Below are 26,259 nucleotides of genomic sequence, written 5' to 3'. Positions count from 1 at the left end.
CATTCTAACGGAAATCGTTTTCAATCAGTGAAGGCGGAGTCAGCCTTCGCTCCGTTGCCGCCGATCGACCGCCGGAACGCCGTCGGGACCGTTCGTCGCGAGCGCAAAGGTGGCCACGGTGTGGGCGACCGCGGCGGCGTTGACGGCCAGAAGTCCGGTGTTGATGTTGTCGATGGTGTCGCGGGGGCTGTGATAGTTCGGGTCGAAGGCCTCGCCGGCCTTGCCGCCCCACATCTCGGCCTCTTTCGCGCTCTTCTTCCGTTCGGCACCGGTCGCGACGCCGCCGGCGGGGATGCCGACCGCGATGAACGGGCCATAGTCGGATCGGCCGTCGAAATCGGCCGCGCCCAGCTGGATTCCGCGGTCGGCGTAGAACTTCGCGAAGACGCGTTCGATGCCGTCGGAACCGGCGGGACCCGCCGCGGCGCCCTTGCGTTCGGAGTCGTCGCCGTCGTAGGTGAAGTACCCGCCGTTGGGGGAGGCGAGCATGTCGAAGTTCAGGTACAGCGCGAGGGCACGGCGCCCGGCGGCGTCGAGACCGCCGACGTATTCGCTGGAGCCGACCAGACCGTCCTCCTCGCCGCCCCAGAACGCGAAGCGGACCCGGTGGGGGACTCGCGGTGACGACCCGAGGCGCAGGGCCGTCTCGAGGACCGCCGAGCTGCCGCTCGCATTGTCGTTCATGCCGGGACCTTCGACGACGCTGTCGAGGTGGGCGCCGGCCATCACGACGTCGTCGGGTGCCCCGGTGCGGGTCTCGGCGATGATGTTGCGGGTCGTGACCGGGGTGGTCTCCGCGTCGACGGACAGGCGCAGTTGCTCGGCCGCGCGCACCTGGTCGGCGTCGTCGCGCGCCACCGCGAGAACGGGGATGTCGGGCACGTCGTCGGTGCCGAGAGTCAACCCGAAGGGTGGACCGTCCTCGTTGTTCACGATGACGACTCCCACCGCGCCCGCCGACTGGGCGTGGCGGGCCTTGTCCGTGAAGGTGCAGGTGCCGCGGGTGATCACCGCGAAGGACCCGCGCACATCCGCCGGGTAGTCGGCGGGTGCGCATCCCGCTGCTGCGACGGTCACCGGTTTCGCGGTGACCGGCTTGCGGGTTCCGACCGAGTACTCGAGCACGTGGCCCTTCACGTCGCGGCCGTCGGCGGAGAACTTCACGGGCCCGAGGTCGAAGCGTTCGTAGCTGAGCTCGGGCGTGGTGACCTCGAACCCGGCGCCGCGCAACAGTCCGGCGACGTAGTCGACCGAGGCGTCGTAGCCGGGCGTGCCTGACGCGCGGGTCCCACCGTGGTTGTCCGCGATCTGCTGAAACGCTCGGACGTGCCCCATGACGTGGTCGAGGGTGACCGCGTCGGCCAGTCCGGCCGGGGTGACCTCGCGGACCGGTGGTTCGACGGCCGGTGTCGACACCGGCGCCGATGTGGCGCTGCGCGCCGGGCTCTCGGTTCGGTCGGCCGAGCAGCCGGCAAGAAGGGTCATCGTCGCCGCGGTGGTGGCGACGGCGGTCAGCAAGCGGTCTCGAGAGATCACCCTGCCACTGTGACAGTTCCGGCGGGCAGGCATCGCCGGTGGCGGTGGACGGCCTGCCGAAGCGACTGGTTTCGTCGAACGGATGCCCCGCTCGGTAGTCTGTAGGGGTTGCCGTGCGCGCGCCCGACCCCACCCGGTCGCCCCGCGCACGAGCAGGACAGTACGAAGCCGAACACCTTCAACCCGTGGAGAGCAGTTAACCGTGGCCGCCCAGTCCAAAGTGGAATCCGTCGTCAACCTCGCCAAGCGCCGGGGTCTGGTCTACCAGTGCGGTGAGATCTACGGCGGCACCAAATCTGCCTGGGACTACGGCCCGCTCGGCGTCGAGCTCAAGGACAACATCAAGCGGCAGTGGTGGCGGAACATGGTCATCAGCCGTGAGGACGTCGTCGGTCTCGACTCGTCGGTGATCCTGCCGCGCCAGGTCTGGGAGGCATCGGGCCACGTCGAGGTGTTCACCGACCCGCTCGTCGAGTCGCTGCACACCCATAAGCGCTACCGCGCCGATCACCTGATCGAGGCCTACGAGGCCAAGCACGGCCACCCGCCGGAGAACGGCCTCGCCGACATCAACGACCCGGAGACCGGCCAGCCCGGCAACTGGACCGAGCCCAAGGCGTTCAGCGGTCTGATGAAGACGTTCCTCGGCCCGGTCGACGACGAAGAGGGTCTGCACTACCTCCGTCCGGAGACCGCGCAGGGCATCTTCGTGAACTTCAAGAACGTGATGACCACCGCGCGCAAGAAGCCGCCGTTCGGTATCGCGCAGATCGGCAAGAGCTTCCGCAACGAGATCACACCGGGCAACTTCATCTTCCGCACCCGCGAGTTCGAGCAGATGGAGATGGAGTTCTTCGTCAAGCCGGGTGAGGACGAGGAGTGGCACCAGTACTGGATCGACCAGCGCTTCAACTGGTACGTCAACCTGGGTATCGATCCGGAGAACCTGCGACTCTACGACCACCCCAAGGAGAAGCTGTCGCACTACTCCAAGCGGACCGTCGACGTCGAGTACAAGTTCGGTTTCGCCGGCAACCCGTGGGGCGAGCTCGAGGGTGTCGCGAACCGCACCGACTACGACCTGTCCACCCACAGCAAGCACTCCGGTGAGGACCTGTCGTTCTTCGACCAGGCCACCGGCGAGCGCTACACGCCGTACGTCATCGAGCCGGCAGCCGGTCTGACCCGGTCGCTGATGGCGTTCCTGTGCGACGCCTACACCGAGGAAGAGGTGCCGAACGCCAAGGGCGGCACCGACACCCGCACCGTGCTGCGCCTCGACCGCCGCCTCGCGCCGATCAAGGTCGCGGTGCTGCCGCTGTCGCGCAACGAGAAGCTGTCGCCGAAGGCACGCGACCTCGCCGCCGAACTGCGCAAGCACTGGAACGTCGAGTTCGACGACGCGCAGGGGATCGGCAAGCGTTACCGCCGCCAGGACGAGATCGGCACGCCGTTCTGCGTGACCGTCGACTTCGACACCCTCGACGACCAGGCCGTGACCGTACGTGAGCGCGACACCATGAGTCAGGAGCGCGTCGCCCTCGACAAGGTCGCCGAATACCTCGGCGGCAAGCTGCTCGGCGCCTGACCGCACGCCGCCACACCCGGCATCCGGGTGTGGCGGACCGGCCACGATTCCGCCTGACCTGCGGATGTCTGTCACAATTGATGGCGAGTTGTCGCGCGGAGTAGGGCATGGGGTCCGTCATGCGCGTGACGAGAGAGTGAGTGGAGTCGTGTCTGTCAGCGGGAAAGTCGTTCATTACGACGCAAATCGGGGATTCGGTTTCTTGGCGCCGGAGTCGGGCGGTGCTGATGTGTTCCTCCACATCAACGACATCGACATCGACGAGAATTCGCTGAAGCCGGGTGCCAAGGTGTCCTTCGACATCGAGGAGACCGATCGCGGTTCCAAGGCGGTCAACGTCGCCGTGACCGAGGAGGCTCCGGCCGACGACTCGGCGGGAGCACGTGCGCATCGCCGTGACGACCACCACGGTCGTGGGGACCGCGGCGACCGCGGTCATCGTCGTGATGACCGTGACGACCGCGGCAGCCGACGCCCGCGCGGAGGCAGCGGTTCGCTCGACGCCGGCGCCTTCACCGAGGAGCTGACCGAGCTGCTCCTCGACGCCGACGATGACCTCACCGCACGCCAGATCGTGGCGATCCGTCAGCGGGTCACCGATTTCGCGGTCGGCCGGGGCTGGGTGCTTGACTAGCACCCAATCCGGGTCCGGCGCCGCCGGCCATGTCCTCCCGGCCGTGGCCGCCTACGGCGACGAGGCCGTCGAACGTTATGTCCCCGAAGGTGCCAAGGTCGCGAGTCTCCCGGGCACCCGAACGGATCATCGTAGTGATTTCGCCCGCGATCGTGCGCGCGTGCTGCACTCCGCCGCGTTGCGACGGCTGGCCGACAAGACACAGGTCGTCGGGCCGCGTGAAGGTGACACCCCGCGTACCCGGCTGACCCATTCACTCGAGGTGGGTCAGATCGGGCGCGGTATCGCCATCGGTCTGGGGTGCCGAACCCGACCTCGTCGAACTCGCCGGCCTCGCCCACGACATCGGGCATCCGCCGTACGGGCACAACGGGGAACGGGCGCTCGACGAGGTGGCCCTCGACTGTGGCGGTTTCGAAGGCAACGCGCAGAACCTCCGCATCCTCACGCGGCTGGAACCGAAGCTGCTCGACGCCGACGGCGTCAGTGCGGGCCTCAATCTGACGCGCGCGTCGCTCGACGCGACGCTGAAGTACCCGTGGACGCGGCGCAGTCCCGGCGGCAAGTTCGGCGCCTACGACGACGACGCGGCGACGCTCGACTGGGTTCGTCGCGATGCACCCGGAACCGCGAAGTGCATCGAGGCGCAGATCATGGACTGGTCCGACGACGTCGCCTACTCCGTGCACGACCTCGAGGACGGCGTCATCGGCGGTCGTATCGACCTCCGCAGCCTCGGGGACCCGCAGGATCGTCGAGAGATGGCCGAGATCGGCGCCAAGGAGTTCCCGGGCCTCGACCCGGAGGCCCTCGTCGACGCGGCGCAGCGACTCTACGAGATGGACATCGTGCGGGCGGTCGGCGTCTTCGACGGCACGCTCGACTCCTACGTCGCCCTCAAGCGACTGACCAGTGAGCTGATCGGGCGTTTCGCATCGGCGGCCATCACCGGCACCCGGGCGGTGGTCGGAGACCGGCCGGTCTCCCGCTACGACGCCGATCTCGAGGTGCCGCCGCTCATCGCCGCCGAGGTCCCGATGCTCAAGACCATGGCGCTGCGATTCATCTTCTCCAACGAACGCCACAAGGCGACCCAGCAACGGCAGCGGGAACGCATCCACCGTGTCGCCAATTGGTTCGTCGAGGCCGCTCCCGGAGGGCTCGACCCGATCTTCGTGCCCTGGTGGAACGCCGCGACCGACGACGCCGCCCGGATGCGGGTCATCGTCGACCAGATCGCGTCGATGACCGAGGGCCGCCTGGAACGCACCGACAAGCAGAACTCCGGAGCGCAAGCGCACCTGGGGTGAGGTCGGTCGCCGGGTGCTGTCGGCGTGTGTGAAGCGCCCGGTCATCCCCGCGTCGGGAGGTCACTACACTGGACGCGTGGCAGGCCGAATCCCCGATCGTGACATCACGGCGATCCGTGAGCAGACGAGGATCGAGGACATCGTCGGCGACTACGTCGCACTGCGCCGCGCCGGTGCCGACAGCCTCAAGGGACTGTGCCCGTTCCACGACGAGAAGTCGCCGTCGTTCCACGTCCGTCCCAACCACGGTCACTTCCACTGCTTCGGGTGCGGTGAGGGCGGCGACGTCTACAGCTTCCTGCAGAAGCAGGAGCACATCAGCTTCGTCGAGGCGGTCGAGCAGCTCGCCGACCGGCTCGGTTACCAGATCAACTACGAAGGTGGCGGCACCGCGATCAAGCGGGACCGCGGCACACGCGCCCGGCTCGTCGCCGCCAATGCCGCCGCCGCGAAGTTCTACCAGGCCGCACTGCAGACCCCGGAGGCGCAGGCGGCACGGGACTATCTGTCCGAGCGTGACTTCGACGCCGCGGCCGCCGTCCAGTTCGGCTGCGGATACGCGCCCGCCGGCTGGGACACGATGACCAAGGCCCTGCTGTCGCAGGGATTCGAGTTCAGCGAGCTCGAGGCGGCCGGCCTGTCCAAGCAGGGACGCAAGGGTCCCATCGACCGATTCCACCGTCGGCTGCTCTGGCCCATCCGCAATCTCGGCGGCGACATCATCGGCTTCGGTGCCCGCAAGCTCTACGACGACGACAACCTCGGCAAGTACATGAACACGCCGGAAACCATGCTGTACAAGAAGTCTCAGGTGTTGTTCGGTCTCGACCACGCGAAGAAGAGCATCGCCAAGGGGCATCAGGTCGTCGTGGTCGAGGGTTACACCGACGTCATGGCCATGCATCTCGCCGGCGTCACCACCGCAGTCGCATCGTGTGGCACCGCCTTCGGTGAGGATCATCTCGCGCTGATCCGTCGTCTGATGATGGACGACTCGTATTTCCGCGGCGAGGTGATCTACACCTTCGACGGGGACGACGCCGGAAAGGCCGCCGCGCTCAAGGCTTTCGAGGGGGAGCAGGCGATCTCGGGCCAGACCTTCGTGGCGATCGCGCCCGAGGGCATGGACCCGTGCGAACTCCGTCAGTCCCGGGGCGACGCCGCGGTCCGCGACCTCATCGCCCGGCGCGTGCCGATGTTCGAGTTCGCGATCAAGACATTGCTGACCGAACACGACCTGGACACCGCTGAGGGCCGAGTCCACGCCCTGCGCGACACGGTTCCGGTGGTCGCCCGCATCAAGGACATTGCGCTACGCGACGAGTACGCCCGTCAGCTCGCCGGCTGGGTCGGCTGGGAGGAAGTGAGCCAGGTCCTCGGGCGGGTGCGCGAAGAGGGTGCGAAGATCCGGAAGGCGAAGGGCGCCGGGGACTCCGGGCGTGGTGGTCGGCGCGGTGGGCCCGCACGCAACCGGCCGGAGGCGGAGGCCGCACCGACGTCCGCACGCCCCCAGCCCAACGACCCGCGGCTATGGCCGCAACGCGAAGCCCTCAAGGCTGCGCTGCAGTACCCGGCGATCGCCGGCACCGTCTTCGACTCGCTGCCCGTCGAATGCTTCGACGAACCGGCGTACGCGATCGTGCGGCAGGCGATGATCAGCATCGGCGGCACGTCGTCGGGTCTGGGTGGGGCCGCCTGGGTCGACGCCGTCCGCAACGCCGTCGACGACCCGGTCATCGACCCGCTGGTCACCGAACTCGCCGTCGAGTCGATGCCCGTCGACGAGGACAACATCGCTCGCTACATCACCAGCGTTCTCGCCCGCCTGCAGGAGGTGTGGGTCGGCTCGCAGATCGCCGACATCAAGTCCCGTCTACGCCGGATGGCCCCGAGCGACGACCCGGACGGCTACAACGCCGTCTTCGGCGATCTCGTGGCGCTGGAGGCGTATCGCCGCAGCCTGCTGGAGCAGGCGCTGGACCCGACGGTCGGCGCCGGCTGAGCACCGACCGCGATGAGTTCTCGTCGTTCGCCTGGTCTGACCATCGACCACGTCTGAACGGAGAACACCACATGGCGACGACGATCTACTCGGCAGCGGCATCGCTCGACGGCTTCATCGCCGGTCCCGGTGGCGACATGTCCTGGCTGACGCGATTCTTCGGCGAGGACGCACCCGAGGGCAGCGACAGCACGGCAGCGCTCCGTCTCCGGGAGGGGACCGGGTCCCTGCTGGTGGGAAATCGGAGCTTCCGCGGTGACGATCCCAACAAGGGCACCGACCGCGAGGGCGCCTTCGAGGGTGAATTCCATGGACCGACAGTCGTTCTCACGCACAACCCGCCCGCCGAGCCCGTGGAGGGCGTCACCTTCGTCTCCGACCTGAACCGCGCCGTCGAGGAGGCCAAGCGCCTGGCGGGAGACGGGTACGTCACCGTCATCGGCGCCGACGTCGCGCGTCAGATGATCGACGCCGGACTGCTCGACGAGGTCCTGCTCTTCCACGTCCCGGTCTTCCTGGGCGACGGGGTCCGGGTCTTCGATCGACCCGGCGGCGGAGAGGTGCGCCTGACGCGTGTCCCCGGCGAAACCGAGTTCTGGTGCCGCGTCGAGAGGTGAGCGGGATCGGGTGACGGGCGGTGTGAGAGCCTGGATTCATGACGACGGTGTCGATCGGCGATCTCACGGTGAACTACGCGGAACAGGGGAGCGGCGAAAGCTCTTCAACGCCAATTGTTCTGGTGCACGGACTGGGTGAGGACAGTCGAAGCTGGGCGCACACGCAGCGCGACCTCGCCGATCTGCACACCTACGCCTATGACCTCCGCGGCTTCGGCTCGACGACGGTCGGCGAGGCTGATGGGACGCTGGACCAGCTCGGTCGGGATCTCGTCGGGTTCCTCGAGACGGTGACCGGACCCGCGATCGTGGTCGGGTTCTCCGCCGGCGGGACGATCGTGCTCTGGGCCGCTGCCGAGCGGCCGGACCTGGTGAGCCGGGCCATCGTCCTCGGTACGTCCTCGGTGGTGGGACGAGCCGCTGCCGAGTTCTACCAGCAGCGCGCCGATCAGGCCGCCGACACCTCGAGCGACGAGTTCGGCACCGCGATGCGCGACGACACCGTCGCCGGCCTGGTGTCCGCTCACGACCGCGTCGACGAGATCACGGCCAGGAGGCTCGAGGCGGTCGGGGATGGCGCAGGCTATTCAAACGCCGCACGAGCGATGGCCGGAGTGCGCGAGCAGCCACTGACCCCACGGCTTTCCGAGATCCGGCAGCATGTCGACGTGATCGCCGCCGATCGTGACGCGTTGTGTCCGGAGAAGGCCGCGAAGATGATCGTCGACGGTCTGGCGGACGTGACCTACCGCGTGATCCCGGACGCCGGGCACCTGATGAACGTCGACAACCCGGCCGCCGTGACCGCGGCGCTGCGCGAGGCCATCGTCGGCGACTGATCGTCGGCGAGAAAGATCGTCACCGCGTGGTGGGGAGTGCGGGGCTCGAACCCGCGACCTACGGATTATGAGTCCGCGGCTCTAACCGACTGAGCTAACTCCCCGTGCGGGCACCCGGCCCGCGGGAGGAGATTACCGCACGGTCTCCCGGCGGTTGCAGCCCGCCGCTGTGCACAAACGGTCGACGGTCGACGGCGCCGCAGAATCGGTCACGGTGGACGTGAGTACGCCGATGACGTCGAGGGGCTCAACGGTGGCGGCGAGCTTCCGAAGAGCCTCGTCGACGTGGCCGGCCGCCGAATGGCAGGCCGCCGAATGGCCGGCCGCCGAATGGCAGGCCGCGTTCATCTCCATCCGTCCGTCAGGGCAGATCTGGGCGGCCGCATCCGCGGTGTCCCACGGCTCCCTGATCTTCGGTGCGGTGCGTCTGGCCCACTGGAGGATTTGCGGCAGTTGGTTCCGGATACCGGAACCAACTGCCCCAGCTGTCCCTTCGCTGACCTGCCGTTTTGTTGTCCGGCGGCGGCATGCGCTAGAGTCTGTCCTCGGTTCAAGTGATGCGTTCACGACGCCTCGCGGGGACCAGAGCAATCCCCCATAGCTCAATTGGCAGAGCATTCGACTGTTAATCGAACGGTTACTGGTTCGAGTCCAGTTGGGGGAGCAAACGAGAAGCCCGCCCCTGCGAAAGCAGGCGGCGGGTTTTTTCGTCGGCGCACACAAACCCGCCCTCTTTCGGCAGAATCAACACCTTCGCGGGGGTTTGCGGTTGGTGCGCGGACGGGTCAGGCCTTCGCCCTGTGCCGGTAGTCGTACTCCGCCTGCGCCTCGCGCACCGTCGGCATGCTGTCCTGCACCAAGTCGATGAGTCCTTGCAACTGGTCGGCGACCTGCCGGCCGAGCGGGGTGAGGTGGTACTCGACCTTCGGCGGGATCGCCTCCAGGACGGTTCGCACGATCATGCCGTCGCGCTCCAGGTTCTGGAGCGTCTGCGACAGCATCCGTTCGCTCACGCCGTCGACGCGGCGTCGAAGTGCGCTGAACCGATAGTTGCTCTCGCCCAACGCGATCAGGACCAGGCTGCCCCAGCGCCCGGTGACCGTCTGCAGAGTCGACCTCGACGAGCAGTCGCGTGCGAAGACGTCCGCCTCGAGGGACTGGTCGTCGTGGTCGGGCATGGCCTCAGGTTAGCGAAGGTCACACCGATTGGCTAACCAACCGTATTGCACTTACGAAAAGTAAGTGGGTACTGTCTCGGGGACAGACCATGACGACGAGGGAGAACGACCATGACGATTGCAGTGACGGGTGCGACGGGGCAGCTCGGTGGACTGGTGATCGGCGAGCTGCTCGCACGGGGAGTCCCGGCCGCGGACATCGTGGCGATCGTGCGGGATGAGGCGAAGGCCGACGACCTTGCGTCGAAGGGCGTCCAGATCCGCGTCGCCTCCTATGACGACCCGGAGGCACTTCGACGCGCACTCGACGGTGTCGACAAGCTGCTCCTGATCTCGGGTTCGGAGGTCGGACGTCGAGTTCCGCAGCACACCAACGTGATCGAGGCCGCGGAAGCCGGGGGCGTCGGGCTGATCGCCTACACGAGCCTCCTCAATGCCGCGACGAGCGGACTCGGGCTGGCGCCCGAACACGTCGCCACCGAGAAGCGTCTCACCGAGTCGTCGATCCCCGCGGTCTTCCTCCGCAACGGTTGGTACTGGGAGAACTACCTGCAGGCCATCGGGCAGGCTGCCGCCACCGGCGCACTGTTCGGTGCGGCCGGCGAGGGCAAGGTTGCCGGTGCGGCCCGCGCCGACTACGCGGCTGCCGCCGCTGCGGTCCTCACCGCTGACGCCGACCAGGGTGGCAAAATCTACGAGCTCGGCGGCGACGAGCGCATCACCTACGCCGACCTCGCGAAGATCATCGGCGAAGCGGCCGGTAAGACCGTCGAATACCGGGACCTGCCCGAGGCCGAGTATGCGAAGGTGCTCGCCGACAACGGCGTCCCAGAGCAGTTCGCCGCCGTGCTGGCGGGCTCCGATGCCGGCATCGCCCGCGGCGAGCTCGACACCACGTCCGGTGACCTTCAGGCGCTCATCGGCCGGTCGTCGACGCCGGTCGCCGAGATCGTCCGAGTCGCTACCGCCTGACACTGCTCCGCACCGATGAGTTTCGCTGCGGCGTCGAGTCTGTCCTGGTTGGATTGGCCGACGACGACAGGAGCGGAAAAACATGCCGCAGCTACTCAGAGTGCAGAACTTCGCGGTCTCGCAGGACGGGATCGGTGCCGGCGAGAACCAGACCTTCGAGCGGCCGTTCGGTGACACCGTCGAACCCTGGGAACTGATGTCCTGGGCAGGGGCCACCGCGAGCTGGCCCAACCGCACCGATCCCGGCGGCACCCGCGGACTCGACGACTACTTCACCCGCGACTTCACCCACAACATCGGTGCGGAGATCATGGGCCGCAACAAGTTCGGGCACCAGCGAGGTCCGTGGACCGACCATGACTGGCTGGGGTGGTGGGGCGACGAGCCGCCGTTCCACACCCCGGTCTTCGTCCTGACCCATCACCTCCGACCGTCCTTCACGTTGGGTGAGACCACATTCCACTTTCTCGACGCCACACCGGCCGAGGCGGCGGAGAAGGCGAAGGCCGCGGCCGACGGCAAGGACGTCCGGATCGGCGGGGGAGTCAGCACCGTCCGGGAGTTCCTCGACGCCGATCTCATCGACACGCTGCACATCGCGGTCGCACCCGTCACCTACGGAAACGGACTGCGGCTGTGGAACTCGCCCGCCGAGTTGGAGGACCGTTTCGAGCACGAAGTGGTCCCGAGTCCGAGCGGGGTCACCCACCACTTGTTCTGGCGGAAGTAGTTTTTCGCCAACTCCCGGAATGTGCGCGTCGACCGGCGTAGTTGTAGGGGTCATGACCGAACTCGCCGACAAGGCCAAGACCCTGCTCGAACTCCACCGGCCCGGAGACCCGGTGATCCTGCCGACGGTGTGGGACGCATGGTCGGCGAATCTGGCGGTGTCCGCGGGATTCACCGCACTCACCGTCGGTAGTCACCCGGTGTCGGACTCGATCGGCAAACCCGACAACGAGGGCATCACCTTCGGGGAACTCACGACGCGGATCAAACAGATCACCGCAGCGGTCGACGTCCCGATCTCCGTCGACATCGAATCCGGCTACGGCGAAGACCCCAAGACGCTGATCGACGGCCTCATCGACGCCGGTGCTGTCGGCCTCAACATCGAGGACACCGTCCACAGCGAGGGCGGCCGACTCCGCGAGGCGCAGGAGCACGCCGACTTCGTGGGCGCCCTGCGGGCGGCGTCGGACGCCACCGATGTCCACGTCGTCGTCAACGCCCGCACCGACCTGTTTCTCAAGCAGGTCGGCGACGAATCCGACCGCGTCGACCGCGCCATCGCCCGGATGAAGCTGTGTGCAGAGGCCGGTGCCGACGTGCTCTATCCCGTCGGTTTCCACGACGACGCCACGCAGAAGCGGCTCGCGGACGAACTTCCGCTCCCGGTCAACGCCATCGGGCACCCGACCAAGAACAACAAGGCGGCACTCGCCGCGCTCGGCGTCGGACGCGTGAGCTTCGGCCCGCTGTTCCAGATGGTGCTCGCCGAACGCGCCGCCGAGGTTCTCGCTCCCTGGAAGTAGGGACGACCGGCGCGAATCGGGCGCGAACTGTCAGACGCCGGGTCTACCGTCGGGGCATGGCACTCACCAAGAACGAAAGAGAAGCGTTTCTGGCAGAACCACACGTCGCGGCGTTGTCCGTCGAGGCCGAGCCCGGGAGGGCGCCGCTGACGGTGCCGATCTGGTACCAGTACGAGCCCGGCGGCCGGCCATGGCTGCTCACCGGCACAGAGTCGCGGAAGCTGAACCTCATCCGGGCGGCGGGGCGGTTCACCCTCATGGTCGACGAGGTGTCGCCGCGCCTCATGTACGTCTCGGTGTCCGGCGATGCCGTCGACATGGTCGCCGGAACCCGGGACGACCTGCGCGAGATGGCATCTCGTTACCTTCCGCAGCAGGCCGTCGAACCGTACATCGAGATGGCCGAGAAGGAACACGGTCCGCAGACCAAGGTGTACCTCGACCCTCAGCAGTGGGTGTCGCTGAACCTCGGCAGCCTCGGCGACCTGCCGGTGGTATGACGCCGGACACAAAGCGCGAGGCGGCATCGCTACATTGAACCCATGCCGAAGCCTCGTCAGACCTCCGACGCCCCCGACGCCAGCATGGCGACGACAGACGTCGAAGACGGCGTGACCCCGCTCGACGGCAACGAGTTCCTGCAGGCCAACCGCACGAACCGGGAGAAGTATCGGGCCGAGGCGGAGGCCAAGGCCGCGAAAGCGGCCCGCAAGGCGGCCCGTCGCGGGGAGGCGGTCGATGCCGACGCCGCGCTCGAGGACTCGATCGACTCCGACGAGACGGTCGCGAATGACCGCACACCGCGCAAGCTCGACCCGCCCGCGGCGTCGGGCAAGAGCGACCGCTGGACCGGTTGGGCGACGAGTCTCGGCAAGAAGACCTGGGCAGTCCTCGCACTGGTGGCGGTTGCCGTCATCCTCGCGGCGTCGACCGCGGTGTTGGCCGTCGCCTACGTCGATGCCGACCGTCGGGCAGGCACTGCGGCCGGCGCGATCGACTCGACGATCCTCGACACCGCACGCAAGTACGCCGCCGAGATCACCACCTACAACTCGGCCGACTACTCCGACCTCGACCGCAGAATCCGCGAGATCTCCACTCCCGCGTTCACCCAGACCTACATCGAGTCCTCGCAGGACGCCCGAAAGGGCTCCACCGAGGCAGCGGCCGTGTCGACCGCGAAGGCCGACAACGCCGGCATCATGTCGCTCGACGACGAGAAAGCCGTCGTGCTCGTGACACTCGACCAGACCGTCAAGTCGCCGCAGACCGCACAGGAGTTCCCCGACGGGTTCCCGTACCAGACACGCGTCAAGGTGACCCTGGTGCAGCAGGACGGCCGCTGGCTGATGGACGACTTCGCGGTGCTGTAGGAGTTACGTTCCCGCCCAGCAGAATTCGCACCGACAGCGCCTCGATGCGTTCGGGGGAGGGTTGTGGCCGCAGCCGCGACAGGTCGGTGACGACGTTGAGTGCGGCGTGCACCAGGAACCGCGCGTGGGTGATCGGGAGGTTCGCTCGCTCGCGACTCATCCAGGTCGCCCATTCATCGACGGTGATGCGTTGCTGATGGCGCAGCGCATCCCGGGCCTCAGGCGTGGCGTGTCCGATCTCGGTCTCGTAGACGCTGATCAGATCGGTTGAGCTGCAGGTCAGTCGAACGTATCGGCGCACCATTCCGACGAGCGCCTCGTGCGGCGTCGTCGCATCGGCGAGGGCGTCGGAGATGGCGGTCGTGACGCGGTCGGTCGCCCGCCAGAACGCGGCCTCGAGGATCGCGACCTTGCTCGGGAAGTGGCGGTACACGCCGGATGCCGGAAGGTCCGCGGCATGCGCGATGTCCTCGATGGTGACGTCGCGGAAGCCGCGGGCGGCGAACAGGTTGATCGCCTCCGTCAGGATGATCTCGCGCTTCGCCGCCGGTGCGAGGCCGTGAACGGCGGGAGCCGGCGGTTGCACCGGATCGGGGAGGTCGACGTCGAGCAGGTCGAACGCGGTATCGGAGATGAGGGTGGTGACCTCGCGCGCCGGCAGCGAGGAGCGATGGGTCGTCGGGCTGGCCGCGACGCTGGTCATCGCGGCGACGGTCAGATTGGCGTCGGCATCGCCGAGCTCGGGGCGCAGGCGTCGCGCCGCCGCGCGAACACGGCGGTGCTGGTGCACCACGACGTCGCGGACGATGTCCCGGTCGGCCGGCTCGAGGTACCGGGACTCCCACCGGTACAGGCCACCGGTGCGGCGGTTCTCGAAGGAGGCCGCGGTGATCGCCACGAGCAGGTCGCGCAGTTCGTCGTCGCCGGCGGGTTCCACCGCATCGAGCGCCGACCGCAGCGACTGGGCCAGCACGGCGGTGGTCTCCGCGAACAGCGCGTACTTGTTGGGGAAGTGCCGGTAGAGCGCGGGCGCGGAGATCCCCACCGCATCGGCGATGTCGTCGAGGCGAACCGCGTGGTAACCGCCGTCGCTGAATGCTTTCGCCGCAGCATCGATGATGAGTCGCCTGCGGTCGGCCGGACGGCGTCGTCGGGTGCCCGGCGCGACGGTCTGAGACGTGTCAGAGGTCGACGTCCCCGGGCGCACGGTCATGGCGACACACTCTATCCGGATACGACGTTCACACATGATTTTCGGGGCGATCGTCCGAAAAACCCAGCAAGGGGTCTTCAGTGACGAGTATAAGTTAACCAAGATTCTCGTGATCTGCGTCGCACTGTGGTAGTACTCTAGGCGATGGCACAGATCCGAGAATCTGTGTCTATCTGTCCGGCCACGAGTGGGGAGTGCAGTGAGCGACGAGACCAGCCAGGCAATCGTGACCTCGGTCGACGACCGAGGAGTCGCGCGGCTGACGATTTCCCGCCCGGAGAAGATGAACGCGCTCGACACCGAGGCGAACCACGGCATCAAGGCTGCGATGGAGGAGTGGTCGAAGAGCGACGACGTCCGCGTCATCGTTCTCGACGGTGCCGGCGGGAGCTTCAGCGCCGGAGCCGACGTGGTCTCCATCAACTCACAGTCGACGGCCAACGGTTCGTCGGGGCTCGACCCCGACCAGGCTCGCGGGATCATCTCCGCCGGTTCGGAACTCGCCCGCGCGGTCCGCTCGTCCCAGGTTCCGGTCATCGCCTCCGTCGATGGACCGGCCGCGGGCATCGGTGCCTCGCTGGCCCTGGCCGCCGACCTCATCTACACGACGAAGCGGTCGTACTTCCTGCTCGCCTTCATCAACATCGGCCTGATGCCCGACGGCGGCGCGTCGATGCTCTTCACCTCAGCTGTGGGCCGGGTCCGCGCCAACGAACTCGCGCTCCTCGGTGAAAAGCTTCGCGCCCCTGAGGCTCTCGCGGCGGGACTGGTCAACGGTGTCTACGACGACCGGCCCGCCCTCGACGAAGCCGTCGACAAGGTAGCCGCGAAGCTCGCCGGCAAGAGTCGGTCCGCACTGCGCCTCACCAAGTCCGCGCTCGACGCCCACACCATGTCGGGCTTCGAGGCCGCGATCGCGCGAGAACTCGAGGGGCAGACCGAACTGCTGCAGTCGCCGGAGTTCCAGGCCGCCATCGCCGCCTTCGCCGGCAAGAAGTGAGCTCGGAGACAGCGCCGAAACCGCACTCCCGCAGACGCATTCACGACCCACCTTCGTCACGACGACAGACACCAAGGAGACCGATCGTATGACCGCGACCGTCGACACCGTCACCGACCTCGCCACCGAACCGTTGCGCTCCCGCCGCAACCACTGGAACAACCAGATCAAGCGCCACGCCTTCATGAACCCCGAGGGCCCGGCCCTGAAGTTCCAGGGCGAGGTCACCACCTGGAAGGAACTCGACGAGCGGACCCGCGCCTTCGCCGCCGCCCTGACCCGTCGTGGCGTCCAGTTCGGTGACCGCATCCTCGTGGTCCTGCTGAACCGCAGCGAGTACGTCGAAGCGGTGCTGGGCGCCAACCTGATCGGCGCCATCCCGGTGCCGGTGAACATCCGTATGAGCCCGGCCGAGATCGCGTTCCTCGTGAACGACAGCGGTGCCAAGGTGATCGTCACCGAGACGATGCTCGCCCCGCTCGCCGACGCCGTCGCGGCGTCGACCAATGCGATCGACCACATCGTCGTCGTCGGTGGATCGGACAAGGACAGCCACCTCGACTACGAGGCCCTGGTCGCCGAGGGCTCCTCGGACCTGCCCGAGATCGACGTCCCCGAAGAGACCGTCGCGCTGATCATGTACACCTCGGGTACCACCGGAAAGCCCAAGGGCGCCATGCTCACCCACACCAACATGCAGGCGCAGGCGGTGACCTGTCTGCAGGCGCTGCAGACGCGATCCGACGACATCGGATCGTGCGTCGCGCCGATGTTCCACATCGCGGGACTCGGCGCGATGGCGCCGCTGTTCTACATGGGTGCGCTGTCGGTCATCCATCCGCTCGGTGCCTTCGACCCGAACGACATGCTCGACACCATCGAGAAGGAGGGCACCACCTCGATCTTCCTGGTGCCGGCTCAGTGGCAAGCCGTCTGCGCCGCCCAGCAGGCCAAGCCGCGAGACCTGAAGCTGCGCGTCATCAGCTGGGGTGCCGCCCCCGCGTCGGACACGGTGCTGCGGGCGATGAACGAGACCTTCCCCGACGCGCTGAACGTCGCCGTCTTCGGTCAGACCGAGATGTCGCCGATCACCTGCGTGCTCGAGGGAAAGGACGCGCTGAACAAGATCGGTTCCATCGGCAAGGTCGTGCCCTCGGTGACCGCGCGCATCATCGACCCCGAGGGCAACGACGTCAAGCAGGGCGAGGTCGGCGAGATCGTGTACCGCGGGCCCAACATGATGAAGGGCTACTGGCAGAACGAGCAGGGCACCGCCGATGCGTTCGCCGGCGGCTGGTTCCACTCGGGCGATCTCGTGCGTGAGGACGAGGACGGCTTCCTCTACGTCGTCGACCGCGCCAAGGACATGATCATCTCGGGCGGCGAGAACATCTACTGCGCCGAGGTCGAGAACGTCCTGTTCGGTCACCCGAGCATCAGCGAGGCCGCGATCATCGGCCGCGCGCACGAGAAGTGGGGCGAGGTGCCGGTGGCGGTCGTCGTCCTGGCCGAAGGCGTCACCGACCTGGCCCTGGCCGACCTCGAGCCCTACCTGAACGAGAACCTGGCCCGCTTCAAGCACCCGAAGGACCTGGTCATCGTCGACGAGCTGCCGCGCAACGCCGGTGGCAAGGTCGTCAAGCCGACCCTGCGGGCGAGCTACGGCTCCAAGGACGCCGGTCTGGCCGACTGACCCTGTCGCGGTGTCCCGGCGTCGGATTCGGCGATCGAGAGGTTGCCGGTGGCGATGGAACACGGACTAGAACACGTTTCACTTTTGTGATTGAGTGACTACAGTCACAAGCGACGGCAACCCGTCGCTCGACGGACTTCCCGGGGCGAGATTGTTGCCGGGTTCGAACGGAGGAGACCAGTGAAGACAAAGGGCGCGCTGCTGCGTGAGCACAACAAGCCGTGGGCGATCGAGGAGATCGAGATCGGCGATCCCAAGGCCCACGAGATCAAGATCAAGATGGAAGCGGCGGGCATGTGCCACTCCGACCATCACTTGATGACCGGCGGCATCCCGATGGCCGGGTTCCCGATCCTGGGTGGCCACGAGGGTGCGGGTGTCGTCGCCGAGGTCGGCGAGGGCGTCACCGACTTCGAGGTCGGCGACCACGTTGTGCTGTCGTTCATCCCGTCGTGCGGCAAGTGTCCGTCGTGTCAGTCGGGCATGGCCAACCTGTGCGACTTCGGCGCCATGCTGCTGCAGGGCGAAGCGGTGTCGGACAACACGTTCCGAATCCAGACGGCAGCCGGCGAGAACGTCTACCCGATGACCCTCCTGGGCACCTTCGCGCCCTACATGGTGGTCCACGAGGCGTCGGCGGTGAAGATCGACAAGGACATCCCGTTCGAGGTCGCCGCACTGTGTGGCTGTGGTATCCCCACCGGCTACGGCTCGTCGACCCGCAGCGGTGACGTCCGTCCCGGCGAGGACGTGGCGATCGTCGGTGTCGGCGGCGTCGGTACGGCAGCCCTCCAGGGCGCTGTCATCTCGGGTGCCCGCAACGTGTTCGCCATCGACCCGGTCGAGTGGAAGCGTGAGCAGGCGCTGAAGTTCGGTGCCACCGCGGCATTCGCGTCGGTCGAAGAGGCCGCGATGGCGATCGCGGAGACCACCCACGGCGGCATGTGCCAGAAGGTGATCGTCACTGTCGGCGAGGTCCACGGCAAGGACGTCGACCTGTGGATGGGCATCACCGCCAAAGGTGGCACCTGTGTGCTGACCGGCATGGGCAACATGCTCGAGAGCGACGTGACGTTGAACCTCGCGATGCTGACGCTACTGCAGAAGAACCTGCAGGGCTCCATCTTCGGTGGCGCCAACCCGAAGCTCGACATCCCGCAGCTGCTGTCGATGTACAAGATCGGCAAGCTCAACATCGCCGACATGATCACCCGCCAGTACCGTCTGGACCAGATCAACGAGGGCTACCAGGACATGCTGGACGGCCGCAACATCCGCGGCGTCATCCGCTACACCGAAGAGGATTGGTGAGCCCTGTGCCCACCGGCCGGCACGCGGGCACGGGTAACGTGACCCGATGTGTCGGTCCTTGAATCTCTGACGGAATGGCCTGTCGACAATGTGTCGGCGGCGATCATCACCCGCGACGGGGTCGCCGAGGAATTCGGCGACCCCGTTCGCGTCTACGAACTCGCCTCGATCACCAAACTTTTGGTCGCCGAGGCGATTCTGGTGGCGGTCGAAGAGGGAGCGGTCGAGCTCGACGATCCGGCCGGCCCTCCCGGGGCGACCATCCGGCACCTCCTGGCACACGCATCGGGACTCGCCTTCGACTCGCGGGATCTCGAGGCCGGGGTGGGAGAGAAGCGCATCTATTCGAGCGCGGGCTTCGAGATCCTGGCCGAGACGGTGGAGCAGGCCGCGGGCATCGGCTTCGCGGAGTACCTGGCCGACGCCGTCTGCGCACCGCTTGGCATGAAGTCCACCGAACTGTACGGGCCCGCCGGGCACGGGGCGCGGTCCACCACCGCCGACCTCGCGCGTTTCGCGCAGGAACTCCTCGCGCCTCGACTACTGGCACCGGAGACCCTCGCCGACGCGACATCGGTCCAGTTCCCAGGACTCGACGGCTTCGTTCCCGGCTACGGCAGGCACCGCCCGAACGACTGGGGCCTCGGGTTCGAGATCCGATCGGCGAAGTCCCCGCACTGGACCGCGACGGGCAACTCGCCCCGGACCTTCGGGCACTTCGGTCAGGCCGGCACCTACCTCTGGGTCGACCCCGAACTGCAGGCGGCATGCGTCGTCCTCACCGACCGGGCCTTCGGGCCGTGGGCGAAACCGTTGTGGAGCGAGTTCAACGACCGGGTCGTCAGTGAACTTTCGTCACAGAAATGAACCTTTCTCGCACGAGAAACTAGCGCAACACGCGCATCATGGGGCACAATGAATCCCACGAGTGTGATATCCGAAGTCGCGAGGTGTGTTGGGGAAGACGTTCCTCGTCGACAACGGAGGTGAAAAGGTGCGCAATCTGAACCAGTTTGCGGACATGACAACAGGAGTGGTCTACATCCACTCGGCGCCGGTGGCGCTGTGCCCACACGTGGAGTGGGCTCTGTCGTCGACCCTGAACGCGCGCGCGAACCTTAAATGGTCGGCCCAGGACGCCGAACCGGGTATGCAGCGTGCAACAGTCGACTGGGCAGGGCCGGTCGGGACAGCGGCACGTCTGGTGACCGCTCTGCGCGAATGGTCGGCGCTGCGGTTCGAGGTCACCGAGAACCCGAGCGAGGGTGTCGACGGCGAGCGCTACAGCTACGTGCCGGGTCTGGGGCTCTGGCGCGGATCGACCAGTGCCAACGGCGATGTCATCATCGGCGAGAACCAGCTGCGCTCGATGATCGAATCGCAGCCCGACAGTGCCGGTCTCGCCGGCGAGCTCGAAGCCGCTCTCGGTACGGCCTGGGACGACGCGCTCGAGCAGTACCGCATGGGCGGTGCCGGGGCCGAGGTCACCTGGTTGCAGCAGCGGGTCGGCTGACCCTTCGAGACGCGCCCTCCGCAAGCTCCGGGCGATCCTCAGGGACCCGGGGAGACGCTTTGCAAGCTCCGGGCGCTCCCTGAGGAGCGAGGCGGCGTCCTCGGTTGTGAGGAACGACACGCCCGGTAGGCGCGAGACGGGGTTTCGTCGGCGCAAGAAGTGGGAAACTTCCTGACGCTGCGGAGAATACAGACTTCCCAGGGAGCGCGGTGATTCGTCCCGCGAGCTCAGGGACACACGAGAAACGCCACCGGTGAGAACCGGTGGCGTTCTTCGTGTGTACGTCCGCTGGTCAGAGCGGGATGTTCTTGTGACGTCCGCGTCGAGCGGGGGCGGCCGCGAGTGCCTCGGCGATGATGCTGCGTGTGCGGGCCGGGTCGATGATCTCGTCGACGACGCCGATCGACTGTGCGCGTCCCACACCGCCGGCGATGGCCTCGTGTTCGGCGGCCAGCCGGTCGTGGAGTGCCTCACGCTCGTCGTCGGGTGCGGCGGCGAGGGCCTTCTTGTGCAGGATGCCGACGGCGGCCTTGGCGCCCATGACGGCGACTTCGGAACCGGGCCAGGCGAATACGGCGGTGGCACCGAGCGCCCGCGAGTTCATGGCGATGTAGGCGCCGCCGTAGATCTTTCGCGTCACGAGGGTGACGCGGGGGACCGAGCACTCGGCGAAGGCGTGGAGGAGTTTGGCGCCGCGTCGGACGACACCGTTCCATTCCTGTCCGACGCCCGGCAGGTAGCCGGGGACGTCGGTGAGGACGATGAGCGGGATGCCGAAGGCATCGCAGAGGCGGACGAACCGGGAGGCCTTCTCGGCGCTCTCCGAATTCAGGCAGCCGCCCATGCGCAGCGGGTTGTTGGCGATCACGCCAACGCTGCGGCCGGACAACCGGCCGAACCCGATCACGATGTTCGGCGCCCACTTCGCCTGCAGCTCTTCGAAACTGGAGATCTCGGTCTCGCCGTCGGCGGCGAGTGCCGTGTCCAGCAGCTTCTCGACGACCGGGTGGACGTCGTAAGCGCGGCGGGCGGATTCGGGCAGCAGGGCCTTCAGGTCGGTGTCACCGGCCGCGGCCAGTTCACGGTTGAAGTGGCCCTGCTGACTGAATGTCGAGACGAGACGTCGCGCGCGCCACAGGGCGTCGGGCTCGGAGTCGGCCACGATGTGGCAGACGCCGGACTTCTTGCCGTGAGTGGTGGGGCCGCCGAGCGACTCCATGTCGACGTCCTCGCCGGTGACGCTGCGGACCACATCGGGCCCGGTGACGAAGACGCGACCGGCCGGGGCCATGATCACGATGTCGGTGAGGGCGGGTCCGTAGGCCGCGCCGCCGGCCGCGAAGCCGACGACGACGGAGATCTGCGGGATGTATCCGGAGGCCCGGACCATCGCCTCGAAGACCTGACCCACGGCGTGCAACGCCTCGACACCCTCGGCGAGGCGGGCGCCACCCGAGTGCCAGATGCCGATGACCGGCGCCTGCTCGGAGATGGCGGTGTCGATGGCGTTGACGATGTGAGCACACCCGACGACACCCATGGCACCACCCATGACGGTGCCATCGGTGCAGTAGGAGACCGTGCGAACGCCGTTGACGAGGCCGACCGCGGCCTGGACCCCGGACTTGTCGCGAGGATGCAGCAACGACATGGTGCCTTCGTCGAAGAAGTTCGTCAGCCGCAACAGCGGGTCGCGGGGATCGGCGGCTTCTTCGCGGCCGGCCATGGGAGCCAAGGTCGTCATCGCAGTCTCCTCCAAGGGTGTCGGGCGTGGTTCGTCTCAGGCACTACCGAGATCGGCGGGGAGCCGACGCTCAGTAGCGACCGAAGGCGAGCGCCACGTTGTGCCCACCGAAACCGAACGAGTTGTTGATCGCGTAGTCGATCTGTCCGTAACGGGGTTCACCGTGGACGACGTCGATGTCGCATTCCGGGTCCTGGTTCTCGAGGTTGAGGGTCGGCGGGATGACGCCTTCCTCGACGCTCTTGATGGTCAGGACCGACTCGAGCGCACCCACCGCACCGATCGAGTGTCCCAGAGCGGACTTCGGCGCGTAGATCGCAGCATGCTGACCGATGGCAGCGGTGATACCGGCGGCCTCGGCGGTGTCGCCGATCGGCGTCGACGTCGCATGCGCGTTGATGTGGGTGATGTCGGACTTCTGGAGACCGGCGGTCTGCAGTGCCCGCGTCATCGCGCGGGCGTTGCCCTGACCACTGGGGTCCGGGGCAACCAGGTGGAAGCCGTCGGAGGTGATGCCGGAACCGAGCAGGCGTGCGTGGATGTGCGCACCGCGGGCCCGAGCGTGCTCCTCGCGTTCGAGGATGAGCATCGCGGCACCTTCGCCGAAGACGAAGCCGTCGCGGTCCTTGTCGAACGGACGAGAGGCGGCAGCGGGATCCTCGTTGCGGGTGCTCATCGCACGCATCATCGAGAACGCCGCGATCGGCACTGCGTCGATGTGTCCCTCGACGCCACCGGTGACGACCATGTCGGCGTCACCCATGACGATGTGACGCCATGCATGTGCGATCGCCTCGGCACCCGACGAGCACGCCGAGACCGGGGTGATCACGCCCGCGCGGGCGCCGATGTTCAGGCCGACGACGGCCGCCGGGCCGTTGGGCATGGCCATCGAGACGGCCAGCGGGGACACCTTGCGGTAGTTGCCGGTGCCTTCCATGGCCTTGACGGCGTCGATCATCGCGTCGCCGCCACCCTGGCCGGTGCCGATGACCACGGCGAGACGGTCGGGATCGACCTCGGGCTCGCCGGCCTGCGTCCAGAGACGCTTGCTCAGCACGTGGGCGATGCGCTCGACGTAGGCCATCCGACGAGATTCGACTCGCGTGACCTCTTCGGACGGATCCGTCAGCAGCCGACCGCCGATGCGCACCGGCAGGTTGTACTTGGTGATGAAGTCGTCGGTCAGCTCGCGGATGCCCGACTCACCCGCCAGCAGGTTTTTCCACGTCGAGTCGAGATCCTCGCCGAGCGAGGTGGTCGCCACCATGGAGGTGACGACCACGCTCGGGAAGTTCCCACCCAGCGTCGAGTAGTCGCGGAGGGAGGGGGAGCTCATCAGTTCTGGTCTGCCTCGACCTGGGCCTTGATGGCAGCCGCAGCCTCGGGGTTCTCGCTCTCGAGCTTCTGGATGTACGAGACGGCGTCGCCGACGGTGCGCAGACCGGCGAGGTCCTCATCGGGGATCTTCACGCCGTACTTGTCCTCGGTCTGCACCGCGATCTCGACCATGGACAGCGAGTCGATGTCCAGATCGTCGACGAACGACTTCTCCATCGTCACCTCGGACGGCTCGATGCCGGTGACTTCCTCGATGATCTCGGCGATGCCGGCAATGAGTTGTTCCTGGGTGGCAGCCACTGTGTGGTTCCCTTTCGTGTTCGGGTTGATGATTCCGGAGCGTCTGACGGACGTGTAGCCCGCGCGCTTGGACAGATCGGCGCCGGGCGCCGATCTTCCGGGGGTCGCGGACTAACCGCGACCGCTATCCAAGTTCTGCGATCTTCGCGATGTCGCCGGGCTCCTTGAGAGCCAGCGATGGGGTGCCCTTCAGCTCACGCTTGGCGATCCCCACGAGCGTGCCCGCCGGTGGCAGTTCCACGACGGCGGTGGCCGAGTTGTCCCGCAGGTACGCCGAGCAGAGATCCCAGCGGACCGGCCTGGTGACCTGGCCTACCAGTTTTGTCAGTGCGTCGACGCCATTCGTTACAGGCTGACCGTCCGAGTTGGACAGCAGCGTGCGATTCGGGTCGGCCGGGGTGATCTTCGCCGCCGCGGCGGCGACCGCGTCCTGCGCCGGGGCCATGAAGTGGGTGTGGAAGGCGCCGGCGACCGCGAGCTTGCGGATGCGGGCTTTCTCCGGCGGCGAGGCGATGAGCTCGTCGATCTTCTCGACGGCGCCGGCCGCGACGATCTGACCGACCGCGTTGCGGTTGGCCGGGACGAGCTCGAGCTCGTCGAGGCGGGCGAGTACCGCGGCCTCGTCGCCACCGAGAACGGCGGCCATGGTGGTGGGCACCAGGGCACAGGCCTTGGCCATCTCGGCGCCGCGGATCGCGGCGAGGGTGACGGCCTCGTCGGCGGAGATGACGCCGGTGATGGCAGCGGCGGCGAGCTCACCGACCGAGTGGCCGGCGACGGCCGCGTCCGCGGGCAGTTCACCGTTCTTGCGGACCTCGTCGAAGGCGAGGAGGGCGGCGACGACGACCAGCGGCTGGGTCACCGCGGTGTCGGTGATCTCCTCCGCGGTGGCGGTGGTACCGAGTCTTTCCAAGTCCAGTTGAGTGAGCTTGGACCACGTGGCGATCTGATCACGGGTGCCGGGCAGGTCGAGCCACGGCGTGAGCATGCCGGGTGTCTGGGAACCCTGGCCGGGAGCAAGCAACGAAAGCACGTGACCAGAGAACACCCTTTGCCCGCTCCATGTGGGTGTGGAGAAGCATGAACCTTGATGCCGGGTTTTGTGGGGTTCCCACAAACTTGACCTCAGTGTCACCTGCTTCGTCATCAGGCTGAGATTCGTTACCGAAACGTGCTCTTAAGGCTCCTATCAGCATAAATCGTGAATCGGACATGTTGCCAGTGTGACTCATGGTGCAGGAGAGTCCGATTTGTGCCTTAAGTGTGTCAGACGACCGACAGTCGTCGCGATCCGTAGTACATACGCGTCTCGTGGGTTTGTCGGATCGCGGCGTGTGATTTCCGCAATTTTTTTCAGTCTGTACCGGACCGTATTTGGATGTATGTACAGAACGCGCGCGCAGGATTCGACCGATCCGCCAGAGTCGAGGTAGGCCTCGAGCGTCGTGGTCAGTGTGGTGCCTCCCGTGGAGAGCGGACGGACCACCGATTCGACCAGGGCGGCGACCGCCGATTCGTCACCGTTGAGAGCTCGCTCGGGGAGCAGTTCGAGACTGTGGACCGGGCGGGGTGCACTCGGCCAGCCCACCACCGCTTCGATCGCCGCCATCGCCTCGGCGGCGCTGGCATGGGCGCTCCCCAGGTTCGGCATGGTCGGTCCGATGACCACCGGGCCGTCGGCGAAGTGGGAGAGAAGAGCCGAGACGAACTTCTCCGTGGGGCGTGCGGGACCGCTGACGATGGCGACGAGCACCGAACCCTGGACCACCGACAGTGCCGACCGGTCGAACTGTCTTGCCGTGTTGTGGATGGCCAGCGGCACCGACACGTTCTGTTCGGGTGGCGGGGTCCCGACGATGACCGTCGCCGGGGCGTCGGAGTCCCAGTTCAGGGCTGCCGCGCGGGAGAGGAGCTGGGGACCGGTGTCACCGCGGACCACGGCGTCGACGACCAGGGCCTCGAGTCGGGAATCCCACGCGCCGCGCGATTCCGCGGCTGATGCGTAGATCGCGGCGGCGGCGAAGCCGATCTCGCGCCCGTATCTCAGAACCGACTCGGTGAGTGCGCGGAGCTGGGCGTCGTTGCGAGCAAGCAGCGGCAGCCACTTCTCGAAGAACTCCATGGCCACGCGGACCATCTCGACGGTCTGCAGCAGCGTGATACGTCTGGCGAGGTCCTGCGGCACCACCTGAAACGCCTGGACCGTGAACTTGACGTTGCCCTCGGGGTCCTGGATCCACTCGACGAAGTTCACGACCGCCGTCTGCACGACGAGCTGGACACTCGCGCGCTGCGCGGCGTCGAGGTCGCCGAAGTACGGCAGCTGGTCCTGCATGGAGTGGACCGCCTCGGTGGCGAGGCGTCCGCTGTACTGCTTGACCCGCCGAAGAAGCGTGTCCGGCAGCGCGTCGTGCACGGTGGCGGGGGCCGGTACATGGGCACCCCGCTCACCGAACACGTCAGCCGGTGGTGTTGTGGGCTGATTCACTCGCGCGTCGGACACCATCTCAATCTAGTCCCCGGAAACCGCCGCGCCGGGATCGCTGGTCTGTCCGGGTGC

General features: G+C 67.2%; 24 protein-coding genes, 2 tRNA genes and 1 pseudogene. 17 read left to right on the top strand and 10 right to left on the bottom strand.

Going from position 1 to position 26,259, the window contains the following annotated elements; all coding sequences use genetic code 11:
• Nucleotides 1–39: 39 nt before the first annotated feature.
• Complete coding sequence (locus RVF83_RS21925; protein WP_039880677.1) at nt 40–1,485, bottom strand: M28 family peptidase; 1,446 nt, start codon at nt 1,483–1,485, stop codon at nt 40–42.
• A 253-nt stretch (nt 1,486–1,738) separates the two neighbouring features.
• Between RVF83_RS21925 and RVF83_RS21920 the strand changes: the two genes are divergently transcribed.
• The 6 genes and pseudogenes from RVF83_RS21920 (at nt 1,739) to RVF83_RS21895 (ending at nt 8,526) form a co-directional block, all read left to right on the top strand.
• Complete coding sequence (locus RVF83_RS21920) at nt 1,739–3,124, top strand: glycine--tRNA ligase (protein WP_005199282.1); 1,386 nt, start codon at nt 1,739–1,741, stop codon at nt 3,122–3,124.
• Between the two features lie 148 nt (nt 3,125–3,272).
• A complete protein-coding gene (locus RVF83_RS21915) occupies nt 3,273–3,758 on the top strand; it encodes a cold-shock protein (RefSeq protein WP_005199281.1) in 486 nt (161 codons plus the stop codon).
• Nucleotides 3,751–5,068, top strand: a pseudogene (locus tag RVF83_RS21910) (deoxyguanosinetriphosphate triphosphohydrolase). Before RVF83_RS21915 ends, RVF83_RS21910 begins: the two are co-directional and overlap by 8 nt.
• A gap of 76 nt (nt 5,069–5,144) precedes the next feature.
• Nucleotides 5,145–7,070, top strand: coding sequence for a DNA primase (gene dnaG / locus RVF83_RS21905; protein ID WP_168432589.1), 1,926 nt, complete (start codon nt 5,145–5,147; stop codon nt 7,068–7,070).
• 71 nt (nt 7,071–7,141) lie between these two features.
• Nucleotides 7,142–7,687 carry a dihydrofolate reductase family protein gene (locus tag RVF83_RS21900; RefSeq protein WP_005200193.1) on the top strand — a complete coding sequence of 182 codons (546 nt, stop codon included), beginning with the start codon at nt 7,142–7,144 and terminating at the stop codon, nt 7,685–7,687.
• A 38-nt stretch (nt 7,688–7,725) separates the two neighbouring features.
• Nucleotides 7,726–8,526 (top strand): alpha/beta fold hydrolase, encoded by an 801-nt coding sequence (locus tag RVF83_RS21895; protein ID WP_005200192.1) that lies wholly within the window; start codon nt 7,726–7,728, stop codon nt 8,524–8,526.
• Nucleotides 8,527–8,553: 27 nt separating this feature from the next.
• On the opposite strand, the gene RVF83_RS21890 is transcribed toward RVF83_RS21895, so the two are convergent.
• Nucleotides 8,554–8,630: transfer RNA gene (locus tag RVF83_RS21890), tRNA-Ile, on the bottom strand.
• A gap of 28 nt (nt 8,631–8,658) precedes the next feature.
• A complete protein-coding gene (locus RVF83_RS21885; protein ID WP_341261975.1) occupies nt 8,659–8,874 on the bottom strand; it encodes a hypothetical protein in 216 nt (71 codons plus the stop codon).
• A 243-nt stretch (nt 8,875–9,117) separates the two neighbouring features.
• Between RVF83_RS21885 and RVF83_RS21880 the strand changes: the two genes are divergently transcribed.
• Nucleotides 9,118–9,190: transfer RNA gene (locus RVF83_RS21880), tRNA-Asn, on the top strand.
• A 121-nt stretch (nt 9,191–9,311) separates the two neighbouring features.
• Here RVF83_RS21880 and RVF83_RS21875 read toward each other — a convergent pair.
• A complete protein-coding gene (locus tag RVF83_RS21875) occupies nt 9,312–9,704 on the bottom strand; it encodes a winged helix-turn-helix transcriptional regulator (protein ID WP_005200191.1) in 393 nt (130 codons plus the stop codon).
• Between the two features lie 111 nt (nt 9,705–9,815).
• Between RVF83_RS21875 and RVF83_RS21870 the strand changes: the two genes are divergently transcribed.
• The 5 genes from RVF83_RS21870 (at nt 9,816) to RVF83_RS21850 (ending at nt 13,584) form a co-directional block, all read left to right on the top strand.
• Nucleotides 9,816–10,676, top strand: coding sequence for an SDR family oxidoreductase (locus tag RVF83_RS21870; RefSeq protein WP_005200190.1), 861 nt, complete (start codon nt 9,816–9,818; stop codon nt 10,674–10,676).
• An 82-nt stretch (nt 10,677–10,758) separates the two neighbouring features.
• Nucleotides 10,759–11,406, top strand: coding sequence for a dihydrofolate reductase family protein (locus tag RVF83_RS21865; protein WP_005200189.1), 648 nt, complete (start codon nt 10,759–10,761; stop codon nt 11,404–11,406).
• Nucleotides 11,407–11,458: 52 nt separating this feature from the next.
• Complete coding sequence (locus tag RVF83_RS21860) at nt 11,459–12,211, top strand: isocitrate lyase/PEP mutase family protein (RefSeq protein ID WP_005200188.1); 753 nt, start codon at nt 11,459–11,461, stop codon at nt 12,209–12,211.
• Nucleotides 12,212–12,267: 56 nt separating this feature from the next.
• Nucleotides 12,268–12,711, top strand: coding sequence for a pyridoxamine 5'-phosphate oxidase family protein (locus tag RVF83_RS21855; protein WP_005200187.1), 444 nt, complete (start codon nt 12,268–12,270; stop codon nt 12,709–12,711).
• 42 nt (nt 12,712–12,753) lie between these two features.
• Entirely contained in the window at nt 12,754–13,584 is an 831-nt protein-coding gene (locus tag RVF83_RS21850) for a hypothetical protein (RefSeq protein WP_005200186.1), read from the top strand.
• Here the strand turns inward: RVF83_RS21850 and RVF83_RS21845 are convergent.
• Nucleotides 13,523–14,797: a TetR/AcrR family transcriptional regulator gene (locus tag RVF83_RS21845; RefSeq protein WP_005200185.1), complete on the bottom strand. Its 1,275-nt coding sequence runs from the start codon at nt 14,795–14,797 to the stop codon at nt 13,523–13,525. The genes RVF83_RS21850 and RVF83_RS21845 overlap by 62 nt on opposite strands.
• 199 nt (nt 14,798–14,996) lie before the next feature.
• On the opposite strand from RVF83_RS21845, the gene RVF83_RS21840 reads away from it, so the two are divergent.
• The 5 genes from RVF83_RS21840 to RVF83_RS21820 all read left to right on the top strand — a co-directional run bounded on the left by RVF83_RS21840 (nt 14,997) and on the right by RVF83_RS21820 (nt 20,314).
• On the top strand, nt 14,997–15,797 hold the full coding sequence (locus RVF83_RS21840) for an enoyl-CoA hydratase-related protein (protein ID WP_005200184.1): 801 nt from the start codon (nt 14,997–14,999) through the stop codon (nt 15,795–15,797).
• 88 nt (nt 15,798–15,885) lie between these two features.
• Nucleotides 15,886–17,490 carry a fatty-acid--CoA ligase FadD5 gene (gene fadD5 / locus RVF83_RS21835; protein WP_005200183.1) on the top strand — a complete coding sequence of 535 codons (1,605 nt, stop codon included), beginning with the start codon at nt 15,886–15,888 and terminating at the stop codon, nt 17,488–17,490.
• Between the two features lie 180 nt (nt 17,491–17,670).
• Nucleotides 17,671–18,801 (top strand): NDMA-dependent alcohol dehydrogenase, encoded by a 1,131-nt coding sequence (locus tag RVF83_RS21830; RefSeq protein ID WP_005200182.1) that lies wholly within the window; start codon nt 17,671–17,673, stop codon nt 18,799–18,801.
• Nucleotides 18,802–18,849: 48 nt separating this feature from the next.
• The gene (locus RVF83_RS21825; protein WP_005200181.1) at nt 18,850–19,668 is read left to right on the top strand and encodes a serine hydrolase domain-containing protein; all 819 of its coding nucleotides are present in this window, start codon (nt 18,850–18,852) and stop codon (nt 19,666–19,668) included.
• Between the two features lie 127 nt (nt 19,669–19,795).
• Complete coding sequence (locus tag RVF83_RS21820) at nt 19,796–20,314, top strand: DUF3145 domain-containing protein (RefSeq protein WP_005200180.1); 519 nt, start codon at nt 19,796–19,798, stop codon at nt 20,312–20,314.
• Between the two features lie 292 nt (nt 20,315–20,606).
• Here the strand turns inward: RVF83_RS21820 and RVF83_RS21815 are convergent, their stop codons facing one another.
• The 5 genes from RVF83_RS21815 to RVF83_RS21795 all read right to left on the bottom strand — a co-directional run bounded on the left by RVF83_RS21815 (nt 20,607) and on the right by RVF83_RS21795 (nt 26,202).
• Nucleotides 20,607–22,058: an acyl-CoA carboxylase subunit beta gene (locus RVF83_RS21815; RefSeq protein ID WP_005200179.1), complete on the bottom strand. Its 1,452-nt coding sequence runs from the start codon at nt 22,056–22,058 to the stop codon at nt 20,607–20,609.
• Between the two features lie 70 nt (nt 22,059–22,128).
• On the bottom strand, nt 22,129–23,397 hold the full coding sequence (locus RVF83_RS21810) for a KasA/KasB family beta-ketoacyl-ACP synthase (protein ID WP_005200178.1): 1,269 nt from the start codon (nt 23,395–23,397) through the stop codon (nt 22,129–22,131).
• Nucleotides 23,397–23,699: a meromycolate extension acyl carrier protein AcpM gene (gene acpM, locus RVF83_RS21805; RefSeq protein ID WP_005200177.1), complete on the bottom strand. Its 303-nt coding sequence runs from the start codon at nt 23,697–23,699 to the stop codon at nt 23,397–23,399. Before acpM ends, RVF83_RS21810 begins: the two co-directional genes overlap by 1 nt.
• A 124-nt stretch (nt 23,700–23,823) precedes the next feature.
• A complete protein-coding gene (locus tag RVF83_RS21800; protein ID WP_005200176.1) occupies nt 23,824–24,732 on the bottom strand; it encodes an ACP S-malonyltransferase in 909 nt (302 codons plus the stop codon).
• A gap of 195 nt (nt 24,733–24,927) precedes the next feature.
• Nucleotides 24,928–26,202 carry a PucR family transcriptional regulator gene (locus RVF83_RS21795; RefSeq protein ID WP_039881020.1) on the bottom strand — a complete coding sequence of 425 codons (1,275 nt, stop codon included), beginning with the start codon at nt 26,200–26,202 and terminating at the stop codon, nt 24,928–24,930.
• Nucleotides 26,203–26,259: the final 57 nt, after the last annotated feature.

Source organism: Gordonia rubripertincta (assembly GCF_038024875.1).
Taxonomy (GTDB): Bacteria; Actinomycetota; Actinomycetes; order Mycobacteriales; family Mycobacteriaceae; genus Gordonia; species Gordonia rubripertincta.
Note: the sequence above shows the minus strand (reverse complement) of the source record. Positions and strands in the feature narration are given on the sequence as shown.

Excerpts from the sequence above, each read along its gene's own strand:
- RVF83_RS21925 (WP_039880677.1), bottom strand. The coding sequence starts at position 1,485 with ATGACCCTTCTTGCCGGCTGCTCGGCCGACCGAACCGAGAGCCCGGCG.
- RVF83_RS21900 (WP_005200193.1), top strand. The coding sequence starts at position 7,142 with ATGGCGACGACGATCTACTCGGCAGCGGCATCGCTCGACGGCTTCATC.
- RVF83_RS21895 (WP_005200192.1), top strand. The coding sequence starts at position 7,726 with ATGACGACGGTGTCGATCGGCGATCTCACGGTGAACTACGCGGAACAG.
- RVF83_RS21885 (WP_341261975.1), bottom strand. The coding sequence starts at position 8,874 with ATGAACGCGGCCTGCCATTCGGCGGCCGGCCATTCGGCGGCCTGCCAT.
- RVF83_RS21875 (WP_005200191.1), bottom strand. The coding sequence starts at position 9,704 with ATGCCCGACCACGACGACCAGTCCCTCGAGGCGGACGTCTTCGCACGC.
- RVF83_RS21870 (WP_005200190.1), top strand. The coding sequence starts at position 9,816 with ATGACGATTGCAGTGACGGGTGCGACGGGGCAGCTCGGTGGACTGGTG.
- RVF83_RS21865 (WP_005200189.1), top strand. The coding sequence starts at position 10,759 with ATGCCGCAGCTACTCAGAGTGCAGAACTTCGCGGTCTCGCAGGACGGG.
- RVF83_RS21860 (WP_005200188.1), top strand. The coding sequence starts at position 11,459 with ATGACCGAACTCGCCGACAAGGCCAAGACCCTGCTCGAACTCCACCGG.
- RVF83_RS21855 (WP_005200187.1), top strand. The coding sequence starts at position 12,268 with ATGGCACTCACCAAGAACGAAAGAGAAGCGTTTCTGGCAGAACCACAC.
- RVF83_RS21850 (WP_005200186.1), top strand. The coding sequence starts at position 12,754 with ATGCCGAAGCCTCGTCAGACCTCCGACGCCCCCGACGCCAGCATGGCG.
- RVF83_RS21845 (WP_005200185.1), bottom strand. The coding sequence starts at position 14,797 with ATGACCGTGCGCCCGGGGACGTCGACCTCTGACACGTCTCAGACCGTC.
- fadD5 (WP_005200183.1), top strand. The coding sequence starts at position 15,886 with ATGACCGCGACCGTCGACACCGTCACCGACCTCGCCACCGAACCGTTG.
- RVF83_RS21815 (WP_005200179.1), bottom strand. The coding sequence starts at position 22,058 with ATGACGACCTTGGCTCCCATGGCCGGCCGCGAAGAAGCCGCCGATCCC.
- RVF83_RS21810 (WP_005200178.1), bottom strand. The coding sequence starts at position 23,397 with ATGAGCTCCCCCTCCCTCCGCGACTACTCGACGCTGGGTGGGAACTTC.